Below are 24,431 nucleotides of genomic sequence, written 5' to 3'. Positions count from 1 at the left end.
GGAAGCAACGCTGCGGCGTTGCCGAAGCAGGGGAGAAGTTCATGGGTTCAACGATTCGAGTTGGCATAACGTTGGCGTTGGTGGTGGCCGCGTTATTCGCCGGCAATTGGGTATGGCAGTACTACATGTACTCGCCATGGACCCGTGATGCCCGCGTGCGTGCCGACGTTGTGACCATTGCCCCCGATGTTTCCGGCGCTGTGGTGTCGATGCCGGTGAGTGACAACCAGACGGTCAAGGCCGGCGACCTGCTGGTGAGCATTGATCCCGAGCGTTATGCCGTGGCGCTGGAACAAGCCAAGGCTGTGCAGGAGACGCGCAAGCAGCAGCTTAATTTGCGCGAGCATGAGGCCTCACGGCGGATGCGCCTCGGCCCGCAGGCGATCAGCGCCGAGGTGCGCGAGAACGCTCAGATCACTGCGCAGATTGCCCGTGGCGAGTACCACGAAGCGCAAGCGGCGGTGAAACAAGCCCAGCTCAATCTGACCCGCAGCAAGCTGCTCGCGCCGCGCAGTGGGCATGTCACCAATTTGCAGCTGGCGCAGGGTAATTACGTCACCGCCGGGCAGTCGATCATGGCGCTGATCGCTGACTCATCGTTCTACGTGCAGGCCTATTTCGAGGAGACCAAGCTGTCGAAAATCAGCGTTGGCGCGCCGGTTGAAATCTGGTTGATGGGCTCGGGCAAGCCGCTTAAAGGCGAGGTCCAGAGCATCAGTCGCGGGATTACCGACCGTAACTCCAACCCGGATGGGCAGTTGCTGGCTAATGTCGAGCCGACATTCAACTGGGTGCGGTTGGCGCAGCGGATTCCCGTGCGCATCAAGTTGCTGGAAATGCCCGAAGACTTCGAACTCAGCGCTGGCATGACCGCCAGTGTTAAGGTGCTGGCCAAGCCAGCACCGGATAAACCCGTGCCTTAAAAGCGCTCGATGCGTGCCGGGGTGCGTTGCATCAGTACCTTGCCTGCACGGATCGACGTCAGCGCGTGGCCCTGGCTGCGGATCATCTCGTAGTCGTTAGGCGCCGAGAGAATCAACAGGTTGGCAGGGCGGCCCACTTCAATGCCGTAACGCTCGCCAAGGTTCAGGGTACGGGCGCTGTTGTCGGTGATCAGATCCAGCGCGCGTTGCAGGTCGGCGTAGCCGAGCATGTGGCAGATATGCAGGCCAGCTTCAAGAATACGCATGATGTTGCCGTTACCCAGCGGATACCACGGGTCGACGATTGAGTCCTGAGCGAAGCAGATGTTCATGCCGGCGCGGTCGATTTCGGCGACACGGGTCAGACCGCGGCGTTTCGGGTAGGTGTCGAAGCGCCCTTGCAAGTGAATGCTTTCGGTCGGGCAGGACACAAAGTTGATGCCAGACATCTTCAAAAGGCGAAACAGCTTCGAGCAGTAAGCGTTGTCGTAAGAGCCCATCGCTGTGGTGTGGCTCGCGGTTACCCGGCTGCCCATGCCCCGCACGCGGGCCTCTTCGGCCAGCACTTCAAGGAAGCGCGAGTGCGGGTCGTCGGTTTCGTCGCAGTGCACATCCACCAGACAGCCGGTGCGTTCGGCCAGATCCATCAGAAACTTGATCGAGCTAACGCCCTGATCGCGGGTGTTCTCGAAGTGCGGAATGCCGCCGACCACATCTGCGCCCAACTCGACAGCCTGCTCCATCAGCGCCCGGCCATTTTTGAACGACTCGATGCCTTCCTGCGGGAATGCGACGATTTGCATGTCGACCAGATGGCGGGTTTCTTCGCGCACCTCAAGCATCGATTTGAGTGCGCTCAAGCTTGGGTCTGTAACGTCAACATGGGTGCGCACATGCTGGATGCCGTGCTCGACCAGCATGCCAATAGTCTTCTTCGCACGCTGTTTGGTGTCTTCGTGGGTGACCGTGGCTTTGCGCTTGCCCCACAGCTCAATGCCCTCGAACAGCGTGCCGCTCATGTTCCACGATGGATCACCGGCAGTCAGCGTGGCGTCGAGGTGAATATGCGGCTCGATGAACGGCGCGATAACCAGATTGCCCGTCGCATCCAAGTCGCCGGGGTTGCTGCTGATGGTTGGGGTTTGCGCGCTGATCTCTTTGATTCGATCCTGCTCAAGGGTAATCCGAAACAGGCCGTCGCGGCCCCGAAGGCGGGCGTTAATGATATTCATGCGGTACTCCTGGCAGGGCGGGAAGAGGACAAGCGCCAGATCAGCAAAGCGAGGCTGATATTCAGGCGGTCGTGAGGATTGCTGAACGAGTTGCCGCTCAGCGACTCGATGCGCTGGGTGCGGTAACTCAAGGTATTACGGTGGACGCCAAGGCGTTGTGCGGCCAGCGCCAGATTGCCGTTTTCCTGAAACCAGGCCTCAAGCGTTGGCATCAGCACCGGCTCATGGCGTGCGTCATCACTGATGATCGGGCCGAGCACCTTGTCGACGAACTGGTCGAGCAAACTGCGGTCACGAATCGCCCCGAGTAATTCAAGTGCGCCCAGTTCATTAAAGCTGCAAACACCCAGACGCTCTGGAAAAGACTGCGCGGCAACGAGAGCCTGACGGGCCTCGTTCAATGCGTGCGCAAAGCGTTCAGGGCCGTGACCGCCTGTGCTTAGGCCCAGATACAGGCGCAGCGGAGCCAGGCTCGGATTAAGTTGATTGAGCGAGGCCAGCATTGCCTCGCGGTTGTGTTGCTGATCGAGGCTGTTGGTGGCCGGGAGCAGGGCAATCCAATGCTCGCCCTGACAGACTGGCGAGAGCGTATCGCCCAGAGCCTGCAACTGTTGCAGCAGGCTCTGTTGCAAACGCTCACGACAGTCTTGTAAGCGCAATTCGGCGTCTTCGGCAGAGAGTTGCTCAAGCAGGCGATCACTGCCCTCAAGCTTGAACAACGCCACCTGCCTCGGGGTTGCCAATGGCAAACCAAGACTTTGCGCGCGCTGGCGCAGCGCCTCGAGCGATTGCACGTCACCTTCGAGCAGTTGTTCGAGCAAATGCTGGCGCGAGCGGCCGAGCATTTGCGCTTGCACCAGCGCAGTACCAATCGCCTGCGTGACGATGACCATTTTCAGCGCGTAGGGCTGCTCAATCAGCGGCACGTCGAGTTGCTGCGCGGCATCGATCACGCTTGGCGGGATTTGGCGGATGTATTCCGGGCCCGTCAATATCACCAGCCCGGCGGCCGCCCGCTCATGCGCCTGCTGCACCAGTGACAACAGGTTTTGTTCGGTGCGCGGATGGTTGATGCCGGTGACAAACACCAATTCGCCGCCCATGATCCATTCGGCGATATCGGTGTTCTCGGCAACATATGGCCAGCGCACCGGATTGCTTTGTGCGATTTGGCCAGCGCGCAGGCGCATGCTTTCCAGGCCGGGCAGGGCCAGAACATCCGCGACCGTAAGGCTCATTAGTTGGCCGGGCCTGATGCGCTGGTTGCGCCGTTGGTGGCACCGCTCAGCAGTTTGCTCAGAACAATATAGGCCACCGCAGCCACTGCAATCCCGACAATCGGTGCGATCCATGGCGACAGGTAGGCGCACACGGCGCCAATGGTGTAGGCGCTGAGGCCGATCCAGTTGAATGCCGGCAGTTGGGTTTCCTGCAGTTTCGGGTAATGGCCTTTGTGGCCATAGAAGAAGTCCGCCATGATCACGCCGCCAATCGGGGGAATGATCGAGCCGAGCAGAATCAGGAACGGAATCAGCATTTCATACATGCCGGCAATCGCCAGCAAGGTGCCAATCCCAGCGCCCACCAGGGTCACCAACTTGCGGCGATTGGTGCGCAGCAAATTGCAGCCCGCAGCGGCGAAGTTGTAGATGGTGTTGTCCTGAGTGGTCCAGAGGTTGAGGAACAGCATGACCACAGCGGCCATCGACAAACCCTGCAATACCAGCACCTCGACCACGTCGGGCTGCTGATAAACGATTGCGCCGTAGGCACCGGCAATAATCATCAGGCCGTTGCCGATAAAGAAGCCGAGCAGGCTCGAAAGCATGGCCACGCGGCCGCTCTTGGCAAAGCGCGTCCAGTTGGTGGCCTGCGTTGCGCCGCTAACGAAAGTACCGAAAACCATAGTGATGGCCACGCTCAGGGTCATGCTTTCTTTCGGCTCAATGGCCATCAGCGCGGTCATGCCGCCGGCATCGCGCGTGGCAATCCAGAGTGAACAGCCGAGCAGAATCATCATTGCCGGAACGGCCACGCGAGAGAGCATGTCCAGGCCTTTGTAGCCGATGAACGCGGTGATGCAGAAGCCGAAACCGAACAGCACCATCAGCGGTATGGTCAATTCCTCTGGCAAGCCGAGGATTTTTACCAGCACGATGGCGATGGTGGCTGTGCCCCACGCATACCAGCCGATCTGAGTGAAGCCGAGCAGCACATCAGACAACTTGCTGCCGACTTCGCCGAAGCAGAAGCGGCCCATCAGTACCGAATTCAAGCCGCTGCGGCAGGCGATGTAACCGAGCACGGCGGCGTACAGCCCGAGCAGCAGGTTGCCGATAACGGCGGCCCAGATCAGCGAGGTGAAATCGAAGGCCATGCCGATCTTGCCGCCAGCAAACATGGTGGCGGTGAAGAAGGTGAAGCCGAAGAGCAGAATTGAGGTCGAAAACAGGCCTTTGCGAGCACCTTGCGGAACCTCGCTGAGCGGGTAGTCGCTGTCGATCTTGGAAGGGGTCATGCGCGGAACTCCACAGGGTCAGTGAAGTATTCTTCATAGCAGGCGGCGTGCCAGACTGCGTATTCGCGAAAATGCACTTCACGCTGGGTGATAGTTACAAAGCGGTTTGTGCTGCTTGCACAACAGAAGTTGCAAAGTGGACAGTTTTAACGGGGTTTATTGTGAATGATAAACAGGCGTGGTCAAGTCTGGTGCGTAGCTTTTTAGTTATGCACCAGCTTGAACGCAGCCAGCGGTGTATCACGTACGCTGGCAGGAATGCTTAGTTGACAGTGACTTGCGGCATTGCCGGCATGGTCACGGTCTGTGCTTTACGCGGCGCAAGGATTTCAGCTTCGCCGTCGACAACCATCTCGTCGCGCTGATTGAACACCTGAGTGGCGATGCGAACGCGGAATTTTGGCAGCTTTTCGAGAATTTCCAGACGCACAGTGAGGGTGTCGCCAAGCTTCACCGGCAAGGTGAAACGCATGGTCTGGCCAAGATAGATAGTGCCCGGGCCTGGCAACTCACAGGCGACGGCGGCGCTGATCAGGGCGCCACTGAACATACCGTGGGCAATGCGTTCCTTGAACATGCTCTCGGCGGCAAATTCCGGGTCCAGGTGCACGGGGTTGTTATCGCCCGAAACGGCGGCGAACAATTGCACATCACGCTCTTCGACAGTTTTGCTGTAGCTGGCGGTCTGGCCTACGGTGAGTTCTTCGTAAGGGGTGTTGCTGAGTTGACTCATGACAGAATCTCCTGAAGTGAAGGGTGTGAGTGGCGGGGCAAGCTAAGCGCCTGATCAAGCCACTGGATCAGAAATGCACTGACCTCGTCACGGTTGGTTTCATTGAATAATTCATGGCGCGCTTGCGGGTAGACCTGCAGTTGCACATAACGGTTGCCGGCCATGCGCAATGCGACCGCCAAATCATCGAGACGTTTGCCCTGGCTGACCGGATCGTCACTGCCGCCGATCACCAAAAGCGGCAGGCTGCTGTCTATTTTTGCCAGATTTTTGACCGAGCTGATGTGCTGCAAACCGCCGAGCAGGTCTATCCACAGCTGGTTGGTGCAGCGAAAACCACAAAGCGGATCGCTCACGTAACGGTCGACCTCATCGGGATCGCGGCTTAGCCAGTCGAACTCGGTGCGATTAGGCTTGAAGGCTTTGTTGAACGAGCCGAATGACAGCTTATCGATCAAGGCACTAAGGCCTTTGGGGCCTTGGCGTTTGCGCTCGATTCGGGCGATGGTCTGCGCTGCTTTATAGAGCATTGCCGGCTGGTAGTTTGAACCGCTCAACACGGCACCCTGCAAGCTGGCGCTGTGGCTCATCAGGTAGGCCTGGGCAATGTAGCTGCCCATGCTATGCCCGAGCAGAAAAATCGGCGCGGTGGGGTGAGTCTGGCGAATGGTGTGGTTGAGGCGGGCGATATCGTCAATGACCAGATCCCAGCCGTTGGCATCGGCGTAATGGCCTTGCGTGCCTTTGCTTGCCGTTTGGCCGTGGCCGCGTTGGTCGTGGGCGTAGAGTTCATAGCCCGCATTTACCAATGCCTCGCCCAGCCTTGCATAGCGGCCGCTGTGCTCGGCCATGCCGTGAGCGACCATCACCACCGCCTTGGGCGGCTGCTGGCTGAACCAGTGGTTCACGTAAATCGGCTGAGAGTCACTGCTGTTGAGCCAGAAGGATTGGTGCTGCATGGCGATTCCTTAGCCTGCATGGAATCGCCATTGTAGGACTAGAAATACGCATCTGGGAATGTTCAAGGTTATTCCCGCCGAGTTCCCGACTTTGCACCTGATCGGCCGGATGGGCCGAAATAGAGCATCGTGATGTAGCAATACGTTGGGCCAGTTACAAAGATTCACAGTAATGATTTAAGGCTCATATATATAGGCGCTAATCTGCATTGCTGTTAAGTTCGGATGAGTGCCCTCAGGCAGGGCGAAATTCAGGGGAGAGGATAAAAATAATGCAGCCCGATTTCTGGAATGATAAACGCGCACCGGGAGTGCCCAACACAATTGACCTCGACAGTTACAAGTCGGTCGTCGAGGTGTTCGAGCGTTCTTGCAAGCGCTTCGCTGACCGCCCCGCGTTCAGCAATATGGGCGTTACCCTGACCTACGCTGATCTGGAGCGCCAGTCGGCAGCCTTCGCCGCCTACCTGCAGAAACACACGGATTTGAAACCGGGCGATCGCATCGCTGTGCAAATGCCCAACGTCCTGCAGTACCCGGTCGCGGTATTCGGGGCGATGCGCGCCGGGCTGATCGTGGTGAACACCAATCCGCTGTACACCGCCCGCGAAATGCGCCACCAGTTCAAGGATGCTGGCGTGCGCGCACTGGTGTACCTGAACATGTTCGGCAAGCTGGTGCAGGAAGTCCTGCCCGATACCCAAATTGAATACCTGATTGAAGCGCGCATGGGTGACATGCTGCCGGCGATGAAAGGCTGGCTGGTTAACACCGTGGTCAAGAAGGTCAAGAAGATGGTGCCGGACTACCATCTGCCGCAGGCTATTTCCTTTAAAAGCGCCTTGAGTACGGGCATGGGTCAGGGCGTCAAGGCGGTCGAAGCCGGGCTGGATGATATTGCCGTGCTGCAATACACCGGCGGCACGACTGGCGTTGCCAAAGGGGCCATGCTGACCCACGGCAATCTGGTGGCAAACATGCTGCAGGTTGATGCCTGCATGTCCCAACTGGACGATGCCGGCCAGCCACTGATGAAGCAGGGGCAAGAGGTGATGATCGCGCCGCTGCCGCTCTATCATATCTATGCCTTCACCGCGAATTGCATGTGCATGATGGTTAATGGCAACCACAACGTACTGATCACCAATCCACGCGATATTCCGGGCTTCATCAAAGAGCTGTCCAAGTGGCGCTTCACTGCATTGCTGGGGCTCAACACCCTGTTTGTCGCGCTGATGGACCATCCGGACTTCAAGTCACTGGATTTCTCTGGCCTCAAGCTGACCAACTCGGGCGGCACCGCGCTGGTCAAAGCGACCGCGGAGCGCTGGAAAGAAATCACCGGTTGCACCGTGGTTGAAGGCTACGGCCTGACTGAAACGTCGCCGGTCGCCAGCACCAACGCCTATGGTGAGCGGGCGCGTCTGGGCACCGTGGGAATTCCCGTGCCGGGCACCGCGTTCAAGGTGATCGATGACGAAGGCCAAGACCTGGGTCTGGGTGAGCGCGGCGAATTGTGCGTTAAAGGGCCGCAAGTCATGAAAGGCTACTGGCAGCGTGAAGAGGCCACCGCCGAAGTGCTCGATGCCGATGGCTGGTTCAAAACCGGTGACATTGCGATAATCGACGAGGACGGCTTCACGCGTATTGTCGATCGTAAGAAAGACATGATCATCGTCTCAGGCTTCAACGTTTACCCGAACGAAATTGAAGACGTGATGCTGACCAACAGCAAGGTGGCTAGTTGTGCCGCGGTGGGCGTGCCCGATGAAAAATCCGGCGAGGCGGTGAAATTGTTCATCGTTGCACGTGATTCGAGCCTCACCGAAGCTGAGGTCAAGGCGTTCTGCCGGGAGAACTTCACCGGCTACAAAGTGCCTAAACACATCGTCTTCAAAGATGCTTTGCCCATGTCCCCGGTAGGAAAAATCCTACGTCGTGAGCTTCGCGACATCAGCTAAGGCGCGGCCCTGCTGGGTCTCGTGTGGCTGGGTTTGTGAAGAACCTCAAAAAATGACCAGCAGTGGCATGCTGGTCATTTTTATGACTCTTTAGCCTGCTTTTGGTGCTAGTCGCTTTCTGGTAAAGCTGATAATCTCGGCGCGCTTTTAGGCTCAACGAGCCGAAATATTAACAACAAACAACCGTCATGTTATGCGCGGTCTTGATTAAAGCTGTTGCTGAGGAGTGGGCTTCCATGATCGAAAACTTCTGGAAGGATAAGTATCCAGTTGGGGTTTCTGCCGAAATCGACCCTGATCAGTACCCGAATGTTCAAACGGTACTGAAGCAATCCTGCCAACGTTTTGCTGACAAGCCGGCTTTCACCAATCTGGGTAAAACGCTCACGTACGGCGAGCTGTACGAGCTCTCCGGTACCTTCGCAGCTTACTTGCAGAATCACACGGATTTGCAGCCCGGCGACCGTATCGCCCTGCAAATGCCGAACATCTTGCAATACCCAGTCGCTATTTTCGGCGCCATTCGTGCAGGTCTGGTGGTGGTCAACACCAACCCGCTGTACACCGCGCGCGAAATGGAGCATCAGTTCAACGACTCCGGTGCCAAGGCACTGGTTTGCCTCGCGAACATGGCCCACCTTGCTGAGCAAGTTGTGCCGAAAACTGGGGTAAAAACGGTCATCATCACCGAAGTTGGCGACATGCTGCCAACATTCAAGCGCATTCTGGTTAACACCGTCGTCAAGCGCGTGAAGAAGATGGTGCCACCGTATCACCTGCCTCAGGCCATCAGCTTCCTCGATGCACTGGACAAAGGTCGCGGCAAGATCCTGCGTGAGTCCGCACCGAAAGGTGAAGACATTGCCGTGCTGCAATACACCGGCGGCACCACTGGCGTTGCCAAGGGCGCAATGCTGACGCACCGCAATCTGGTCGCCAACATGCTGCAGGTGCGTGCCCTGATGGGTGCAAACCTCAACGAAGGTTGTGAGGTCGCGGTGAGCCCGCTGCCGCTGTATCACATTTACGCGTTCACCTTTAACTGCATGGCGATGATGCTCATCGGCGCGCATAACCTGTTGGTCACCAACCCGCGTGACCTGCCGGCGATGATCAAGGAAATCAAACCCTACAAGTTCAGCGTATTTGTAGGCCTGAATACCTTGTTCGTCGCGCTGAGCAACAACGAAGGTTTCCGCGCGCTGGATTTCTCCTCGTTGAAACTCACCGTTTCTGGCGGCATGGCGTTGCAACTGGCGACTGCTGAGCGTTGGCAAGAAGTGACCAACTGCCCAATCTGTGAAGGCTTCGGTATGACCGAAACCAGCCCGGTTGCGACGGTTAACCCGTTCAGCGCGATCCAGTTGGGCACCATCGGTATCCCGCTGCCTTCAACGCTGTGCAAAGTCATCAATGACGATGGCAAAGACCTGGACGTTGGCGAGATCGGCGAGATCTGCGTCAAGGGTCCGCAAGTCATGAAAGGCTACTGGCAGCGCCAGGAAGCCACTGCTGAGATTCTTGATGCTGAAGGCTGGCTGAAGACTGGTGATATTGGTCTGATTCAGGAAGACGGCTACCTGAAAATTGTCGATCGCAAGAAAGACATGATTCTGGTTTCGGGCTTCAACGTTTACCCGAACGAGCTGGAAGACGTGCTGGCGATGATCCCGGGCGTACTGCAATGCGCTGCCATTGGCGTACCGGACGAGAAGTCGGGTGAGGCGATCAAGGTATTTGTCGTGGTCAAGCCAGGCGTAACGCTGACCAAGGAAACCGTGATGGAGCACATGCGTGCCAACGTCACCGGCTACAAGGTTCCGCGCGCTGTCGAGTTCCGTGATGCCTTGCCAATGACCAACGTCGGCAAGATTCTGCGCCGCGAACTGCGTGACGAAGAAATGAAGAAGATGGCCAAGGCCTGATTCTGATTGTTGGAAAAACCCGCTTCGGCGGGTTTTTTCGTTTTTGCAGCATTAATACTCGCGGTAAACCCAAGACCGCCAATAAAATACGATCTCAACCCCTTATTTGCGCCACGCACAGCCTCCTGCTGAGCAGGCCATACTCATACGCAGAACCCTTTCAGCCATGCCAACCATCACTCAAGACATCGAACTGTGCGCAGAGCAACTGCGGGACGGCCATTTGGTCGCCATGCCTACTGAAACGGTATACGGTCTGGCGGCTGACGCACTGCAAGAGCGCGCAGTCAACCAAGTCTTTGCCTTGAAAGGACGCCCCAGCAGCAACCCCTTGATCGTGCATATTGAGAATGCCGGGCAAGCGAGTCGATGGGCCGCAGAGGTTACCCCGCAAGCCCAGCGCCTGATGGAGGCTTTTTGGCCTGGCCCGTTAACGCTGGTACTGCCGGCGCGCGACGATGTATTGCGCTGCGTGACCGCCGGGCAGAACAGCGTGGCGCTTCGTGTGCCGGCGCACCCAATGGCCCAAGCGTTATTGCGTAGCTTTGGCAGTGGTCTGGTGGCGCCATCGGCCAACCGCTACATGTCAATCAGTCCGACCTGTGCCGAGCATGTGGCTAAGCAGTTTCATCACAGCCAGCTGACTATTCTCGACGGAGGCCCCTGCCAGGTTGGTCTGGAGTCGAGCATTGTCAGCCTGCTAGCGGATGACAGCCCACGCTTGTTGCGCAGCGGCATGCTCAGCCGTATGCAATTGCAGCAAATACTGGGCGAGCCGCTTGAAGAGGCCGCTGGCGGTATCCGGGCTCCGGGCCAGCACCTGCGTCACTATGCGCCAACAACCCCGGCGCAGCGTTTTACCCAGCTTCCTTTTGATGCGCTGAGCAATCAGGCAAATGGCTGGATCTGGTGCGATCAGGTACACGCCAGCACTGGCCCGGCCATCAGTCTCGGCTCTGATCCCGAGCACTACGCCGCCGGCTTTTACGCGGCGCTTTATCAGCTGGATGCTTTGGGCCTTGAGCACATCTATATCCAGACGCCACCGCAGCTGGACAGTTGGGCCGCTGTTCATGATCGCTTGTCGCGGGCCTGCCATTCGCTTGCCTGATTGATCTGTTGCACGATTCGGGCACAGCACGCTCTCTCTCAATCGCAAAGAAGCAGCCAAACTTCATGAGCCTGCGGCCGGCTCATGGGCTTTGAGTAAAACGGCGAAAGGGAAATCGAGGCAGTATCGGTTCACGTCTGCGAAGGACCGCGCACGGCGGCGCGGTCCTGTTTTTTCAACGAGGCAGCGGCTGCCAGCCTTCAGCCGTGCGACGTTCCCAGATGTCGCTGCGATAGCTGTCTATTCGCTGCAGATGCAGCCAGCCATTGATCACCAGATCGCGGACGACGGCATGCTCGGCGATGACCTTGTCGATCATGCGCTGCGGCGCGTCGATCACCACCGTCAAGCGCAATGGGCGATGGACCCAGTGCTTGCCGTCATGCAATGACTGGAGTGACAGGCCGGTGCGCAAGTCGCCGCCATTGCCTTCGAACACCCCGATTCGCCCGCCGACTACGTTGTGCAGTACCTTGTTGCCGCAGCCAAAGCGCAGGTTGTCGGTGGTGGAGGTGAAGTACTGCAGGTTGATCCAGTTAGCGACCACCATCGGCGCGGTCATGATCAACTCCAGTACCTTGCCGCTGGGGTCCTGCTGCCAGTCGTAATCGTGCAGGAAGGCGCGTCCCTGCAAGTTCTGCCCAAGGGTTCGAGAGCGCGGCGCAGCGATGAACGCGGCATTACCGGCCAAGCCCCACTCTGGGCGGGTCTGCGCCCAATCCGTGCCACGCCGGCGCACGCTGCTGAGCAGCTTTACCGGTTTTTCGCTGAGGCCCTCAAGCCCTAACAGGCCAGCCCGTTCGCGCCGCGCACGTGCGCCCGCATCATCCAAAGCCCGGCGCAGTGTCTGCCAGTTTGGCTGTAAACGCTGGGCCAGCGTTTCGCTGTCAAACACCCGAATCTCATCGGTGGTGGTGTTGTGCACCCCTGCCAGAAAGCGGCAATCGTCTGGCAGTTCAATGCCTTCGTCGAGCAAACCCTTGCGCACCTGCGGGTTATTCAACAAGTCCGCGAGCAATCGGGCGTTAACCTCGCCGCTCTGGCCGCAGCAGGCACCGCAATCCAAGCCAGCGGCCTGTGGGTTGTTGGTGCTTTGGCTGGCGTGCCCCAGCAGCACGATCAGTGGCGCAAAGTTTTGCGTAAGGCTCATCGCGCGTAAAATACGCGCCGCCACGTTCGTGCGCTGCTCCAGTGGAATGACCGGCAGAGACGGCTTTAACTGTTGCCACTCGCGTGGCCGCAATGCGTGGCTGTCCGGTGCGGCTGAGCGTGACAGAAAACCACCCACACGCCCCAGCAGAGCGCCGGCGTAACCCAGGCCCAATGTTTCTACCAGGGAGAATGTCGAGGCGGGCAGGCGCTCAAACAGTTGCCAGCGTCCGCCACGTTGCAGGCGCGAATTGCGCTGACGGGCCAGACCCGCGTCACGCTCGCTGTCGCCGCTGCTGTCTGTCACGCTGAATTGCGCCGCCAGTAATCCTGGCAGTTGTGGACGTGTCGCTTGCGTGCCCAGCGGGGTATAGGCGACAGGCAGGCCAAAGAAGCCGGCGAAACCACCGGTCTGTACTTGCGGGCAAGCTTGTTCAAGGGCCCGGCGAAATACCTCTGAGCGCACATCTATGCAGAAATACACCTTGGCGATTGGCGCAGCCACTTTCGAAGGTTTGACGGGGTTCTGCAACATGCCGTGGAGCTGCTCTTGCCAGGCCAGTTCTTCTGCCCGCTGCCACACTTGCAGCGCTTGCCACTGTGCTGTGAGGGGCTGCTTGCGTGCGGCTTGCCATGCTGCACGCCATTGGCTCCAGCCGCTGTCAGCGTCGCGCTGGCGGTCGTCAACCAGCCATTCCCAAGCGGCGCGAATAGCCAGCAGGTCAAGCAAAACAGGATCGTCACCCCCTCCGAGGCGGGCTTGCCAGCGCTTATACGCGCACCACGATGCCCAGCCGAGGTTGCGCAGCAACAGGCAGTCAAACCACTCGCTCAGCTCATGCTCAGCAATGCCCAAATGCTCTACCGCCGATTCAAGGGCAGCTTGTGGCTCCTCTGGCAACTCGGCAATTTGCGCGCCCAGCGAGCGGCAAGCGCTGAGCACGCTCAAGCCACGGTCTTGCAGCATCGATTCACGCCAGGCGTGGTACAGGCTGGCCTTCTTCGGCGGATGCCAGTCGGCCTGATTCTCGTCGAACCAGGCGGCGCAACTTTGACCGATTTGCTGGGTGATCAGGGCGGGCCAGCCAGGCACTGCGATCTCGGCTTTGGCCATGTCTTCCAGCAGTGGCAAGGTTTGGGCTGGCTCAGCCGGCTGATCGAGAAACTGCAACAGCTGCTCAGGCGTCCAGGTATGCGCCGTTTCAGCCAGCGCCCGCGTCAGGTGCTGTTGATTGATCTGGCCATTTTGCCAGGCAGCGCGGTAGTCGGCCGCACTCAGGGTCAGGCGTGAACCTGCGCGGCGCCAAAGCTGCTCGGCGACTTGCGCCCAAGGCTGGTCGCGCCGCTCCCACAGTGGGTTGACGGCAATCATCTGGTCCAGCGGCCAGGTCGGCGCTATGCGTTCGCAGGCCTGCCGGGCAATTTCATGCAGCGCCGCCTTGTTAGAGCAGGGAGTCGGTTCGAACGCGGTCATTGGCTTTCTCCAGTTGCAGGTTTAGCAGGCTGTGGACTTGCAATCGGCCACAGGCGGAAGGTCAGGCGGGTAAAGTGCTCATCCAGATAAAAGCCGGCAAACGCCCAGGGATAGAGTCGCCGTGCCAGCGCGCTGTCGGGTTGGCTCATAATCAAGGTTTGCAGCACGTAAAGGCCCAGAAACAGCAGCAGTGCAAACACGCCGAGGGACTGTTGCAGCGCGCTCGTCGCCGGGCTCGCGCCCAAAATGTGCGCAGCCGCCGAGTGCCACAGCAGGTAGCAGCCGAGCAAGAGCGTCAGCGTCGTCAGACTGTAAAGCGCACCGCTGAGGCGCATGCACCAAGGAGCAAGGCCAATGGTGAGAATGCCCAGCGCGATCAGCGGCAACTGATGCGCAGGGAGCAGCGTGCTCCAAAGGCCGTGCAGCAGCGCCAACCAAACCCCAGCTACAATCAGCGCCACAAGCGCGATCTTTGGTTTTGCGGGTGAGCTGCGCGGCTGCAGCGACTGCTGCCGCGCACGGCTAACAGTGTCTCCCGCTTCGAGGAACGCATAAGCCTTGTACAGCGAGTGTGCCAGCAGGTGTACCAGCGCCAGTTCGTACAGCCCCAGACCGCACTCCAAGAGCATCAAGCCCATCTGCGCGCAGGTTGACCAAGCCAGACGTACTTTGATGCTGATGCGGGTCATCATCACCAGGCCAGCGAGCACCGCGGTCAGACCGCCGATAACCACGAGCAAAGTGTGTGCGACGGGCGCGGCGGACAACAACGGTGCGAAACGCAGCAGGACAAAACCGCCCAAATTGACCACTCCGGCATGGAGCAGGGCCGACACCGGCGTTGGCGCTTCCATTACCTGAATCAACCAGCCATGAACCGGCAGTTGTGCGGACTTGAGTATTACCGCCAGCACCAGTAACACGCTCGCCAGCTGCAAATCCCAGCCCAGCGCGCCGCTTGATTGCAGGCGTGTGGCGACTTCATCGAGGATCACTGCAATTGCACTGTCGCCGCTGGCGCTCACCAGCAGCACGGTTGCCGCGATCAGGCAGAGATCAGCCAGGCGGCTGGCGAGAAACTTTTTGTGGGCCACAACCTGAGCCATGGGACGGTCGCGGTAGAAGGTCAGGAGTTGATGCAGGCACAGGCTGGAAATGATCCAGGCCGCTACTAGCACGTACACATCGTGACTGGTGACGACCACGGCCACCGCCGTCAATGTGCCGAGCAGCGCCAGAATATAGCGTTTCTGTCCTTGCTCGCCGTCCAGATAGCGCCGCGAATATTCAACGATGACCAATGCCAAAAGGCTGATCAGCGTGGCCATGGCCAGGCCCAGACGGTCGCTTTCTCGCTCGTTCAATAGCGCCTGAAAAAGAGCTGCGAGCACCACGAGAAATCCCGCGTAACCGGCCAGCCGTGCGGGCCACCAGAGGTGGTTAATCGCCAGGCGCGCCGGGCTCAATGCCACGGGCAACATGGCCAGCAGGTAAATCCAGGGGAGCAGGGCGCTCAATTGGGGGAGCAAGTGTTGCATCGGGAAACCTCCGCGGGTGATCGGCAGGTTCAGTTTCCAGTAGTTGCATTTTTAATTAAAATAGATTGAATAGAACATATTCATCTTTAATAAAGAACGAATCATGCGCCGCCTGAATTTCCATCATCTGCATTACTTCTGGGCCGTCGCCAAGGAAGGCAACCTGACCCGCGCCGCGCAGTCACTGCATGTCGCGCAGTCGGCATTGTCGACGCAAATTCGTGCCCTTGAGGAGCAACTTGGTTACGCCTTGTTCATTCGCTCGGGCCGAAACCTGTTGCTTACCGAGGCTGGTCAGTTGGCGCTGGATTACGCAGAAAGCATTTTCGCCCTTGGCAACGAATTGCAGATGACCTTGCAGGGCGCTCAGCAGGCCAACCAGAAGCTACGCATCGGTGCGGTTGCGACCCTTTCGCGTAACTTTCAGGAGAACTTGCTACGGCCGTTTTTGGGCCGCAGCGATGTGCTGATAACGCTGGAGTCGGGCAGCCTTGGCGAGTTGTTGGAGCGTCTGGCGCTGCATAAGCTGGACATTGTATTAAGCAACACCGCGGTCAGTTCGGATGCTCAGCGTTCCTGGCGTTGTCAGGTGCTGGACCGGCAAACGGTTTGCCTGGTCGGCCCACCCCGCAGCGGCGCGCAGCCTTTCGATCTGAAACGCGATTTGCAGCAAGTGCGGCTCATCGTGCCGGGGCGCAGCAGTGATATTCGCAGCCAGTTCGAGTTGTTTTGCGACAGCCGTGGTTTGCGTCCGCAGATCTGCGCCGAGGTAGACGACATGGCCATGCTCCGCCTTCTGGCGCGGGACTCCGGTGACGTGGCGTTGTTGCCGGCAGTTGTGGTGCAGGACGAGTTACGCGCAGGTGCGCTTGAGCTTTACGCTGAAATTCCGCAGATCGCTGAGCAGTTCTTCGCTGTGACCCTGCAGCGGCATTTCAACCTAGGCGTGCTCGACGAGCTGTTGTCGGCCCATTCACACCCGGCAATCGGGCCAGCCCACTGATCTGACGCCAAATCGATACGCGGGCTTGTGCTGTACGCAATCACGCGTGCGCTGGTTTGCGCAACATCGGGCAGCCAAAACCTGTGTGCCATCGCGGCCTGACCCCACTCTGGAAATCTGCGACAATTGACGGCTAGACACGACAGCCGCGATAGCCCGATGACCGACGTCACACCGACTTATGACTCATTACTGAAAAACCTTGATCAGGCGATGATTGCCGACAGGCATCGTTTGCGCCGGCAATTGCACGAGTTGCGCAAGCAGCCCGATGAGCAGAAGCAGGCCCAGTGGCTTGAGCGTTTTCAGAAGTCGTGTGCCAAGGTTGAGGCACGCAAGCTCAGCGTGCCGCCGATGCGTTACGACGACGCGCTGCCGATTGCAGCCAAGCGCGACGAGATCAAGCAGGCAATCAGTAAACACCAAGTGGTGGTGATTGCCGGCGAAACCGGCTCGGGCAAGACCACTCAGCTGCCGAAGATTTGCCTGGAACTGGGGCGCGGCACGCATGGTTTGATTGGCCACACTCAGCCACGCCGATTGGCCGCCAGAAGTGTGGCAACCCGAGTGGCAGAAGAGATCGGTACACCGCTGGGCGAGCTGGTCGGTTATCAGGTGCGCTTTGAAGACCAGAGTAACGAGCGCAGCCTGATCAAGCTGATGACCGACGGTATCTTGCTGGCCGAAACCCAGCATGACCGCTACCTCGAAAAGTACGACACGATCATTGTCGACGAGGCGCACGAGCGCAGCCTGAACATCGACTTCCTGCTCGGTTACCTGAAAACCCTGTTGTCGCGTCGGCCCGATCTGAAGCTGATCATCACCTCGGCGACCATCGACCTACAGCGATTCTCCAAGCACTTCAACGACGCGCCGATTGTTGAAGTGTCTGGGCGTACTTATCCGGTTGAAACCTGGTACCGCCCTCTGGCCGCCGAGCAGGACGAAGAGGGCAATCAGGTCGAGGAAGACTTGTCTGTCGATCAGGCGCTGCTCGCCAGCATTGATGAGATTGCTGCGTTCGAGCGCAGTGAAGGCAAATTGCCCGGAGATGTGCTGGTGTTTCTGCCCGGTGAACGCGAGATCCGCGAAGCGGCCGACTGGCTGCGCAAGGCCAATCTGAAACACACCGAAGTGTTGCCGCTCTATGCGCGCCTGACGCCGGCCGAGCAGCAGAAAATTTTCCAGCCGATGCCTGCGCGCAAAATCGTTCTGGCCACCAACGTCGCCGAAACCTCGCTTACGGTGCCAGGTATTCGCTATGTGATCGACAGCGGCACGGCGCGGATCAGCCGCTACAGCTATCGCGCCAAGGTCCAGCGGTTGCCGGTTGAGGCAATCTCGCAAGCCAGCGCCAATCAGCGTAAAGGCCGCTGCGGGCGGGTAGAGCCGGGGATTTGTATTCGCCTCTACAGCGAAGAAGATTTCAACTCGCGTCCTGAGTTTACTGATCCCGAGATTCTGCGGACCAATCTGGCGGCGGTAATCCTGCAGATGCTGCATCTGCGACTGGGTGAGATTAACCAGTTCCCGTTTATTGAGCCGCCAGATGGCAAGGCCATCAGTGACGGTTTCAACCTGCTTCAGGAACTCTCGGCGGTTAGCCGTGAAGGCCAGCTGACAGCGCTCGGTCGCCAGTTGGCGCGCCTGCCGATTGACCCGCGTCTGGGCCGGATGGTGCTTGAGGGCGCGCGGTTGGGTAGCCTCGATGAAGTGCTGATTATTGCCAGTAATCTATCGGTGCAAGACCCTCGCGAACGCCCATCGGACCGCCAGCAAGCAGCGGATCAGGCCCATGCGCAATGGAAGGACGTGGACTCGGACTTCGCCGCGCTGGTCAACCTGTGGCGTGGCTTTGAGGAGCAGCGTCAGGCGTTGGGCTCGAGTGCGCTGCGCAGTTGGTGCCGGAAGAACTTCCTCAACTATTTGCGCTTGCGTGAATGGCGCGATGCTCATCGCCAGTTGGTGTTGATCAGCCGCGACCTGCAATTGAATGCCAAGCCGGCGGCGAACAAACCCGCTGCCGCCAAGGCCAAGGCTGCTGAGGGCGAGGAGCTTTCGGCAGCTGAGAAATCGGTGGGCTATCAAACGCTGCACAAGGCGATTCTGGCAGGCTTGCTCAGCCAGATCGGGCAGAAGACCGAAGATGGCGATTACCTGGGCGCGCGGCAACGGCGCTTCTGGATTCATCCCTCGTCTGGCATTGGCCGCAAGCGTCCGCAGTGGTTGATGGCCTCAGAATTGGTCGAAACCACCAAGCTGTTTGCGCGCATGGTCGCCAAGATCGAACCGGACTGGATCGAGCCGCTGGCAGGTCATCTGATCAAGAAAAATCACTTTGAACCGCACTGGGAAAAGAAGCGCGGGCAGGTGGTGGCTTACGAGCAAATCACCCTGTACGGCATGATCGTGGTCGGGCGCAGGCCTGTGCACTTTGGTCCGATTGAGCCGGTGGTATCGCGTGAGCTATTTATCCGCGAAGGCCTGGTCGGTGGCGAAATCAATTCGCGGGCGCGTTGTTTGTCCGCCAACCGCCAACTGCTGGAAAAGCTCGATGAGCTGGAAGCCAAGGCGCGGCGCCGGGATATTCTGGCGGACGAAGAGGCAATGTTCGCGTTCTACGATGCGCGCATTCCGGCGGATATCTATCAAACCGCCAGCTTTGAGTCCTGGTACAAGCGCGAAAGCGCGAAGAACCCGCAGCTGTTGATCATGCGTGAGGAAGATGTGCTCGCGCGTGATGCCAAGGAAGTCACGGCCAGCCTGTATCCGGATACCCTGCAATTGGGCGATTTGCAGTTACCCATGAGTTACCACTTCGAGCCTAACCACCCGCGTGACGGTGTCACGGTACGGGTGCCTGCGCCGTTGCTGCCGCAGTTGCAGCCCGAGCGTCTCGAATGGCTGGTGCCGGGTCTGCTCGAAGCCAAATGCATGGCGCTGGTGCGGGGATTGCCAAAGGCGTTGCGCAAGAATTTTGTGCCGGTACCGGACTTCGTGGCGGCCGCTCTCAGCAAGATCACCTTTGGCGAGGGCAGCCTGCCGCAATCGTTGGGCCGCGAGTTGCAACGCATGACCGGCGCGCGCGTGCCGGATGAGGCGTGGGCCGAGTCTGCCGGCGCTGTTGAAAGCCACCTGCGAATGAATATCGAGGTGGTAGACACCCGTGGCAAGTTACTCGGTGAAGGCCGTGATCTGGCTGAGCTGACAGCGCGCTTCAGTGAAGCCAGCCAGGCTGCATTGGCGATTCCGCAAAGCAAAACAGCCGACAAGCCTATCGAGGCCAAGGGCTTTGCCGAGGTCGCCGAAAAGACTCAGCATCAAGTGGCCGGGTTGACCATGACGGTTTATCCAGCCTTGGTGGAAGAGGCCGGCAGCGTCAAGGAAGGGCGTTTCTCGACAGCCGCCGAAGCTGAGTTTCAGCACCGGCGAGCACTGCAACGCTTGCTCCTGCAGCAACTGGCAGAACCGGCCAAGTTCCTGCGCGGCAAATTGCCCGGCCTGACCGAGCTGGGGCTGTTGTACCGCGAGCTGGGTCGGGTTGATGCGTTGGTTGAAGATATCCTCTTAGCCAGTCTCGACAGCTGCATGCTTGAAGGGCAGCAGCCGTTACCGCGTGACGGTGCAGCGCTGGCTGCGTTGGCCAGCAAACGCGGCGACTGGGTCGAGCATGCCGAGCGTTTGGCCAGGCTGGTGCTGGAAATTCTCAAGCTTTACCACAGCCTGCAAAAGCGCTTTAAGGGCAAGATTGATCTGGCCCAGGCCATTGCCCTGAACGATATCAAGCAGCAGCTGGCCAATCTGGTGTATCCAGGTTTTGTTCGCGAAACCCCGGCGGTGTGGCTTAAAGAACTGCCGCGCTACTTGCGGGCGATAGAGCAGCGTCTGGATAAACTCGGCTCGCAAGTGCAGCGCGACCGGGTCTGGAGTGGCGAGCTGGCGCAATGTTGGCAGCAATACAGTGCCCGGCTGGCCAAGCATCTGCAGGAGGGCAAGCGCGACGAGCAATTGCTGCTCTATCGCTGGATGCTGGAGGAATACCGTGTCTCGCTGTTTGCCCAACAACTGGGAACCAAGATTCCGGTGTCTGATAAGCGTCTGAGCAAGCAATGGAACAATGTCGAGGCCTGAGCAATCAGGCAGACATGTCTGACCCATTAATAGGCTTGGGCCGTTGTGTCCAAACCGGTATGTTTGAATCTCCATCCATCGATTAAGGAGCGCCTAAATGAGCTTGCATGGCAGTTACGATTCAGAAAACATTTTTGCCAAAATCATTCGTGGCGATGCACCGTGCTACAAGATTTACGAAGATGATGATGTGTTGGCGTTCCTGGATCTGTTCCCGCAGTCATACGGCCATACCCTGGTGATTCCGAAGCACGTCGAAGCGCGTAATCTGCTGGATATCGAGCCGGAAAAACTCAGCCAGTTGATTACCGTGGTTCAGCGTCTCGCGCAGGTACTCACCGACGAACTTGAGCCCGCAGGGGTTCAGATTGCCCAGTTCAACGGGGCGCCAGCCGGACAAACGGTTTTCCATCTGCACTTTCACGTGATTCCAAGATTTGCCGGCGAAGACCTGGCTATTCATGCCAGCAATATGGCCGACAACGCTGAGCTGGAAGCGCTGCAGGCGCGATTGCAGCAGCGTATCGCCGCCCTCTGAGGCTATCCTTCGATGCAGGCAGCAACATTGCTGCTTGTATCGTCACCTCGTCTGAACAGTTGCCTGAAGTTTGTCTATTGTTCTAGCAGCAACACGCTGGTTGTTGCCGGGGCTGTAACAGGGCGCGATCAATCCAGCCGCTTCGGATACTTTTACTCCGTCGCACACGCTCAGCCGCAAGGCTAACAAGGGATATGTATGCTCAAGTTCAGAGGATGGTCGCTGCGCACTTATGCTGTGTGCGCAATGGTCGTGCTGGTTAGCGCAGTGGGTGCGACCATTGCCGTGCGTTCGTATGAGCGCACGGTTCAGACTGTCTACGATAAATCCCTCGAACAAACCTATAACGCCGCGGAAGACACCGCTGTCGAGTTCCATTACCTGCTGTCGACGGTGCGCGAAGGCTTGAGCCTGTTGGTACTCACCGATTTTTTGCGGACCCCCGACGAGACCGCTCGTATGCGCGCGCTGCCCATGCTGCAGGCTGCGTTGCGGGCAGCTCCCGCGGCGATTTCTTTCTACTACGCAGACAACCAGGGAAATTACTTGTCGCTGGCTGAATTGGCCCATGCCGATCCGCCGGCGCGAGAAACGGCCCCGCCCGGGACTGTGTATGTTTCGCAGAACTTTGTGCACAGGGCCGACGTGCCGAATCTGCAAACCGTCTATTTACGTGCCGACCTCAGCGAAATAATGCGTGTACCCGCGCGCGACGTCGAGAATTATGACCCGCGTGAGCGTCCTTGGTTTAAACAGGCGATAAGCGTCGACACGATGATTCGCACGCGGCCTTACCGGTTTTATCTGAAGGATACAGCGGGTATCACGATCGCCAAGGCGTCCGATGATGACCAGTTGGTGGTGGGCGCCGACCTGAACTACAGGCTGCTGGATGAAAGCCTGATCCGCAGCCAGCTAACGCCTAATGCAAGGATGGTGCTGGTCAACCGTCAGGGCCAGATTCTGGCCAGTAACGACCCCGATTTGTATGACCGCAGGCCCGCTCACGCGCCGCGTTTGAGTACCCTGAAAAAACCTGTAATGCATACCTTTTCGCGTTTGCTCGACCAGTTGGAAGCGAAGCAGGAGCAAGAAGTCGCCCTCGAAGAGCTTGTGCAAAACGATAGGGAATGGCGGGTTGAGTTGGTTCGGTTGCCTAATACCGGCACTTCAAACATTTACCTTGGCGCTGCAGTGCCCAAGGATGATCTGCTCTCTGAGGTGCGCTCGGTTCGTGATCGGATGTTTCTTGAAACCCTGGCGATCTTACTGCTGAGCATTCCGTTGGCCATTTGGCTGTCACGTGCCGTTACCGAGCCGATTATCAGGTTGACCCGCAGGGCTGAACGCCTGCGTTTCTTTGATTTTGCCCGTGCGGATGACGTTAAAAGCGAAATCTACGAGATGCAGCAGCTCAATACTGCGCTCTCCGCCAGTCGCGATACATTGGCCGGGCTCATTGACATCATTACCCGCCTGAACGGCGATGCCGATTTCGAGCATTTAATGGCAACGCTGTTGCGCGCAACGACCGAGGCCTCGCATGCACGCGGTGGGTTGCTCTATGTGCGCACGGCGGTTGATGGCGTTGAATCCTTGCGCCTGGCCGATGGCCTTTGGGAAACCTGCCCGCTGAAGTTCTATAAACTGGACAGCGCTGTGCTGATGTTTTCGGTGACGGATGCCATTGCTCGCAAGCAATCGATCCACTCCCAGGCAAATGCCGAGCACTGCCGCCAACTTGGCTTGCCGGCCAGCGCCTCACTGACGGTGCCGCTGTTCAACCGCAAGGGGCAGGCCGTTGGAGCGCTGGTGCTGTTCCTTGAGCAGGCTTTGGATAATGCGCACATCAGCTTCATCGAGGCGTTAGCCGGGTTTGCTGCCGTGGCCCTTGAAACGCGGGGTTTGATCGGGCAGCAGAAGGCGTTGTTCGAGTCATTGATTCAGTTGGTCGCCAGCGCAATCGATGCCAAGAGCCCTTATACCGGCGGCCATTGCGAGCGTGTGCCGGAGGCCGCCAAGTTGTTGGCCGAGGCGGCCTGTGCCGAGTCGCAAGGGCCGTATGCGCAATTTGATATGAGCGATGATGACTGGCATGCGCTGCACATCGGCGCGTGGCTGCACGATTGCGGCAAGGTGACGACGCCCGAATATGTGGTCGATAAGGCCACCAAGCTTGAGACAATCTACGACCGGATTCATGAAATACGCCTGCGTTTCGAGGTGCTCAAGCGTGATGCGCAGATCGATTATCTGGAGGCGTTGAACGCTGGCGCTGACCGTGCCGAGGCCATCGCCGCGCGGGATGCGCAGTGGCAGCAACTGGATGAAGAGTTTGCGTTTATAGCTCGCTGCAACACCGGTAGCGAGTTTTTGGGTGAGGAACAATTGCAGCGGTTGCAGGCCATCGCCAAGCGCCGCTGGCTGCGTACGCTGGATGATCGTCTGGGTATTTCCGGCGAGGAGCGCGTCCGTAAAGAGGCGCAACCCGTGGTCGAACTGCCGGTGTGGGAGGATTTGCTGGCGGACCGTCCGGAACACAAAATTGCCCGGCCGGCGGCTGATTGTCTCGACCCCGACAACCGCTTCGGTTTCAACATGCAGGTGCCCGAGTATTTGTATGACCGGGGCGAGCTGAAAAACCTGTCGATACGCCGAGGCACGTTGACCGAGGAAGAGCGCTACAAGATTAACGAGCACATCATCCAAACCATCAAGATGCTCAATGCCTTGCCGTTTCCGCATGGGCTTGAGCAGGTTCCGGAGATTGCGGGCGGCCATCACGAACGCATCGATGGCAAGGGCTATCCCTGCGGTTTAACCGGCGAGCAACTCAGCCCGCAAGCCAAGATGATGGCGATTGCCGATGTCTTCGAAGCGTTGACCGCGCGTGACCGGCCTTACAAACCGAGCAAAACCCTGTCGCAAGCGCTGCGTATCATGTCGGGGATGTGCGCGGATGGGCATCTGGACGCCAATTTGCTGAGTATATTCATTCGCTCTGGCGCGTGTTTGCGCTATGCGGACCGGTTCCTGGCCCCGGAACAAATCGATTGCCGCGACTTGATGGCCTTTTTACCTGATAACCGCACCGATCAAGCCTGAGCAGCAACTGGCGTTTGTTGCAATTGAACTCGGGGGCAGGCGGCGGGTCGGAGCAGACTCGTTAACTGACTCACCGGCGATGATTTCAGCAAGCGCTGAGCAACACGAGGGCATTCATCTGTTTTTAT

At 58.6% G+C, this 24,431-nt stretch carries 15 protein-coding genes; 8 read left to right on the top strand and 7 right to left on the bottom strand.

The window, feature by feature from the left end:
* Positions 1-41 precede the first annotated feature (41 nt).
* Entirely contained in the window at positions 42-923 is an 882-nt protein-coding gene (locus BM395_RS15690; RefSeq protein WP_090513480.1) for an efflux RND transporter periplasmic adaptor subunit, read from the top strand.
* Here BM395_RS15690 and codA read toward each other — a convergent pair.
* The 5 genes from codA to BM395_RS15665 all read right to left on the bottom strand — a co-directional run bounded on the left by codA (position 920) and on the right by BM395_RS15665 (position 6,365).
* Positions 920-2,155: a cytosine deaminase gene (codA, locus tag BM395_RS15685; protein WP_069901491.1), complete on the bottom strand. Its 1,236-nt coding sequence runs from the start codon at positions 2,153-2,155 to the stop codon at positions 920-922. The genes BM395_RS15690 and codA overlap by 4 nt on opposite strands.
* Positions 2,152-3,393, bottom strand: coding sequence for a PucR family transcriptional regulator (locus BM395_RS15680; RefSeq protein ID WP_090513477.1), 1,242 nt, complete (start codon positions 3,391-3,393; stop codon positions 2,152-2,154). The genes codA and BM395_RS15680 overlap by 4 nt, the downstream gene beginning before the upstream one ends.
* Entirely contained in the window at positions 3,393-4,673 is a 1,281-nt protein-coding gene (gene codB / locus BM395_RS15675) for a cytosine permease (protein WP_090513474.1), read from the bottom strand. The genes BM395_RS15680 and codB overlap by 1 nt, the downstream gene beginning before the upstream one ends.
* Positions 4,674-4,935: 262 nt before the next feature.
* Positions 4,936-5,406: a MaoC family dehydratase gene (locus BM395_RS15670; protein ID WP_090513471.1), complete on the bottom strand. Its 471-nt coding sequence runs from the start codon at positions 5,404-5,406 to the stop codon at positions 4,936-4,938.
* Complete coding sequence (locus tag BM395_RS15665) at positions 5,403-6,365, bottom strand: alpha/beta hydrolase (RefSeq protein WP_090513468.1); 963 nt, start codon at positions 6,363-6,365, stop codon at positions 5,403-5,405. The genes BM395_RS15670 and BM395_RS15665 overlap by 4 nt, the downstream gene beginning before the upstream one ends.
* Before the next feature lie 272 nt (positions 6,366-6,637).
* Here BM395_RS15665 and fadD2 point away from each other — a divergent pair, with 272 nt between their 5' ends.
* The 3 genes from fadD2 to BM395_RS15650 all read left to right on the top strand — a co-directional run bounded on the left by fadD2 (position 6,638) and on the right by BM395_RS15650 (position 11,362).
* The gene (gene fadD2 / locus BM395_RS15660) at positions 6,638-8,326 is read left to right on the top strand and encodes a long-chain-fatty-acid--CoA ligase FadD2 (protein ID WP_090513465.1); all 1,689 of its coding nucleotides are present in this window, start codon (positions 6,638-6,640) and stop codon (positions 8,324-8,326) included.
* Positions 8,327-8,562: 236 nt separating this feature from the next.
* Complete coding sequence (fadD1, locus tag BM395_RS15655) at positions 8,563-10,251, top strand: long-chain-fatty-acid--CoA ligase FadD1 (RefSeq protein ID WP_069901497.1); 1,689 nt, start codon at positions 8,563-8,565, stop codon at positions 10,249-10,251.
* Positions 10,252-10,417: 166 nt separating this feature from the next.
* Positions 10,418-11,362 carry an L-threonylcarbamoyladenylate synthase gene (locus BM395_RS15650; protein WP_090513462.1) on the top strand — a complete coding sequence of 315 codons (945 nt, stop codon included), beginning with the start codon at positions 10,418-10,420 and terminating at the stop codon, positions 11,360-11,362.
* Between the two features lie 175 nt (positions 11,363-11,537).
* Here the strand turns inward: BM395_RS15650 and BM395_RS15645 are convergent, their stop codons facing one another.
* Positions 11,538-13,985 (bottom strand): YbcC family protein, encoded by a 2,448-nt coding sequence (locus tag BM395_RS15645; protein WP_090513459.1) that lies wholly within the window; start codon positions 13,983-13,985, stop codon positions 11,538-11,540.
* Positions 13,982-15,523: an NADH-quinone oxidoreductase subunit L gene (locus BM395_RS15640; RefSeq protein ID WP_090513455.1), complete on the bottom strand. Its 1,542-nt coding sequence runs from the start codon at positions 15,521-15,523 to the stop codon at positions 13,982-13,984. Before BM395_RS15640 ends, BM395_RS15645 begins: the two co-directional genes overlap by 4 nt.
* A 103-nt stretch (positions 15,524-15,626) precedes the next feature.
* Between BM395_RS15640 and BM395_RS15635 the strand changes: the two genes are divergently transcribed.
* The 4 genes from BM395_RS15635 (at position 15,627) to BM395_RS15620 (ending at position 24,303) form a co-directional block, all read left to right on the top strand.
* The gene (locus tag BM395_RS15635; RefSeq protein WP_090513452.1) at positions 15,627-16,526 is read left to right on the top strand and encodes a LysR family transcriptional regulator; all 900 of its coding nucleotides are present in this window, start codon (positions 15,627-15,629) and stop codon (positions 16,524-16,526) included.
* 159 nt (positions 16,527-16,685) lie between these two features.
* Positions 16,686-20,660, top strand: a complete 3,975-nt coding sequence (gene hrpA, locus BM395_RS15630) for an ATP-dependent RNA helicase HrpA (RefSeq protein WP_090513449.1) — start codon at positions 16,686-16,688, stop codon at positions 20,658-20,660.
* Between the two features lie 97 nt (positions 20,661-20,757).
* Positions 20,758-21,198: an HIT family protein gene (locus BM395_RS15625; RefSeq protein ID WP_090513445.1), complete on the top strand. Its 441-nt coding sequence runs from the start codon at positions 20,758-20,760 to the stop codon at positions 21,196-21,198.
* A 198-nt stretch (positions 21,199-21,396) separates the two neighbouring features.
* Complete coding sequence (locus BM395_RS15620; RefSeq protein WP_090513442.1) at positions 21,397-24,303, top strand: HD domain-containing phosphohydrolase; 2,907 nt, start codon at positions 21,397-21,399, stop codon at positions 24,301-24,303.
* Positions 24,304-24,431 lie beyond the last annotated feature (128 nt).

The organism is Pseudomonas marincola (genome assembly GCF_900116605.1).
GTDB classification, from domain to species: Bacteria; Pseudomonadota; Gammaproteobacteria; order Pseudomonadales; family Pseudomonadaceae; genus Aquipseudomonas; species Aquipseudomonas marincola.
This window is presented reverse-complemented; position numbering and strand designations above follow the sequence as displayed.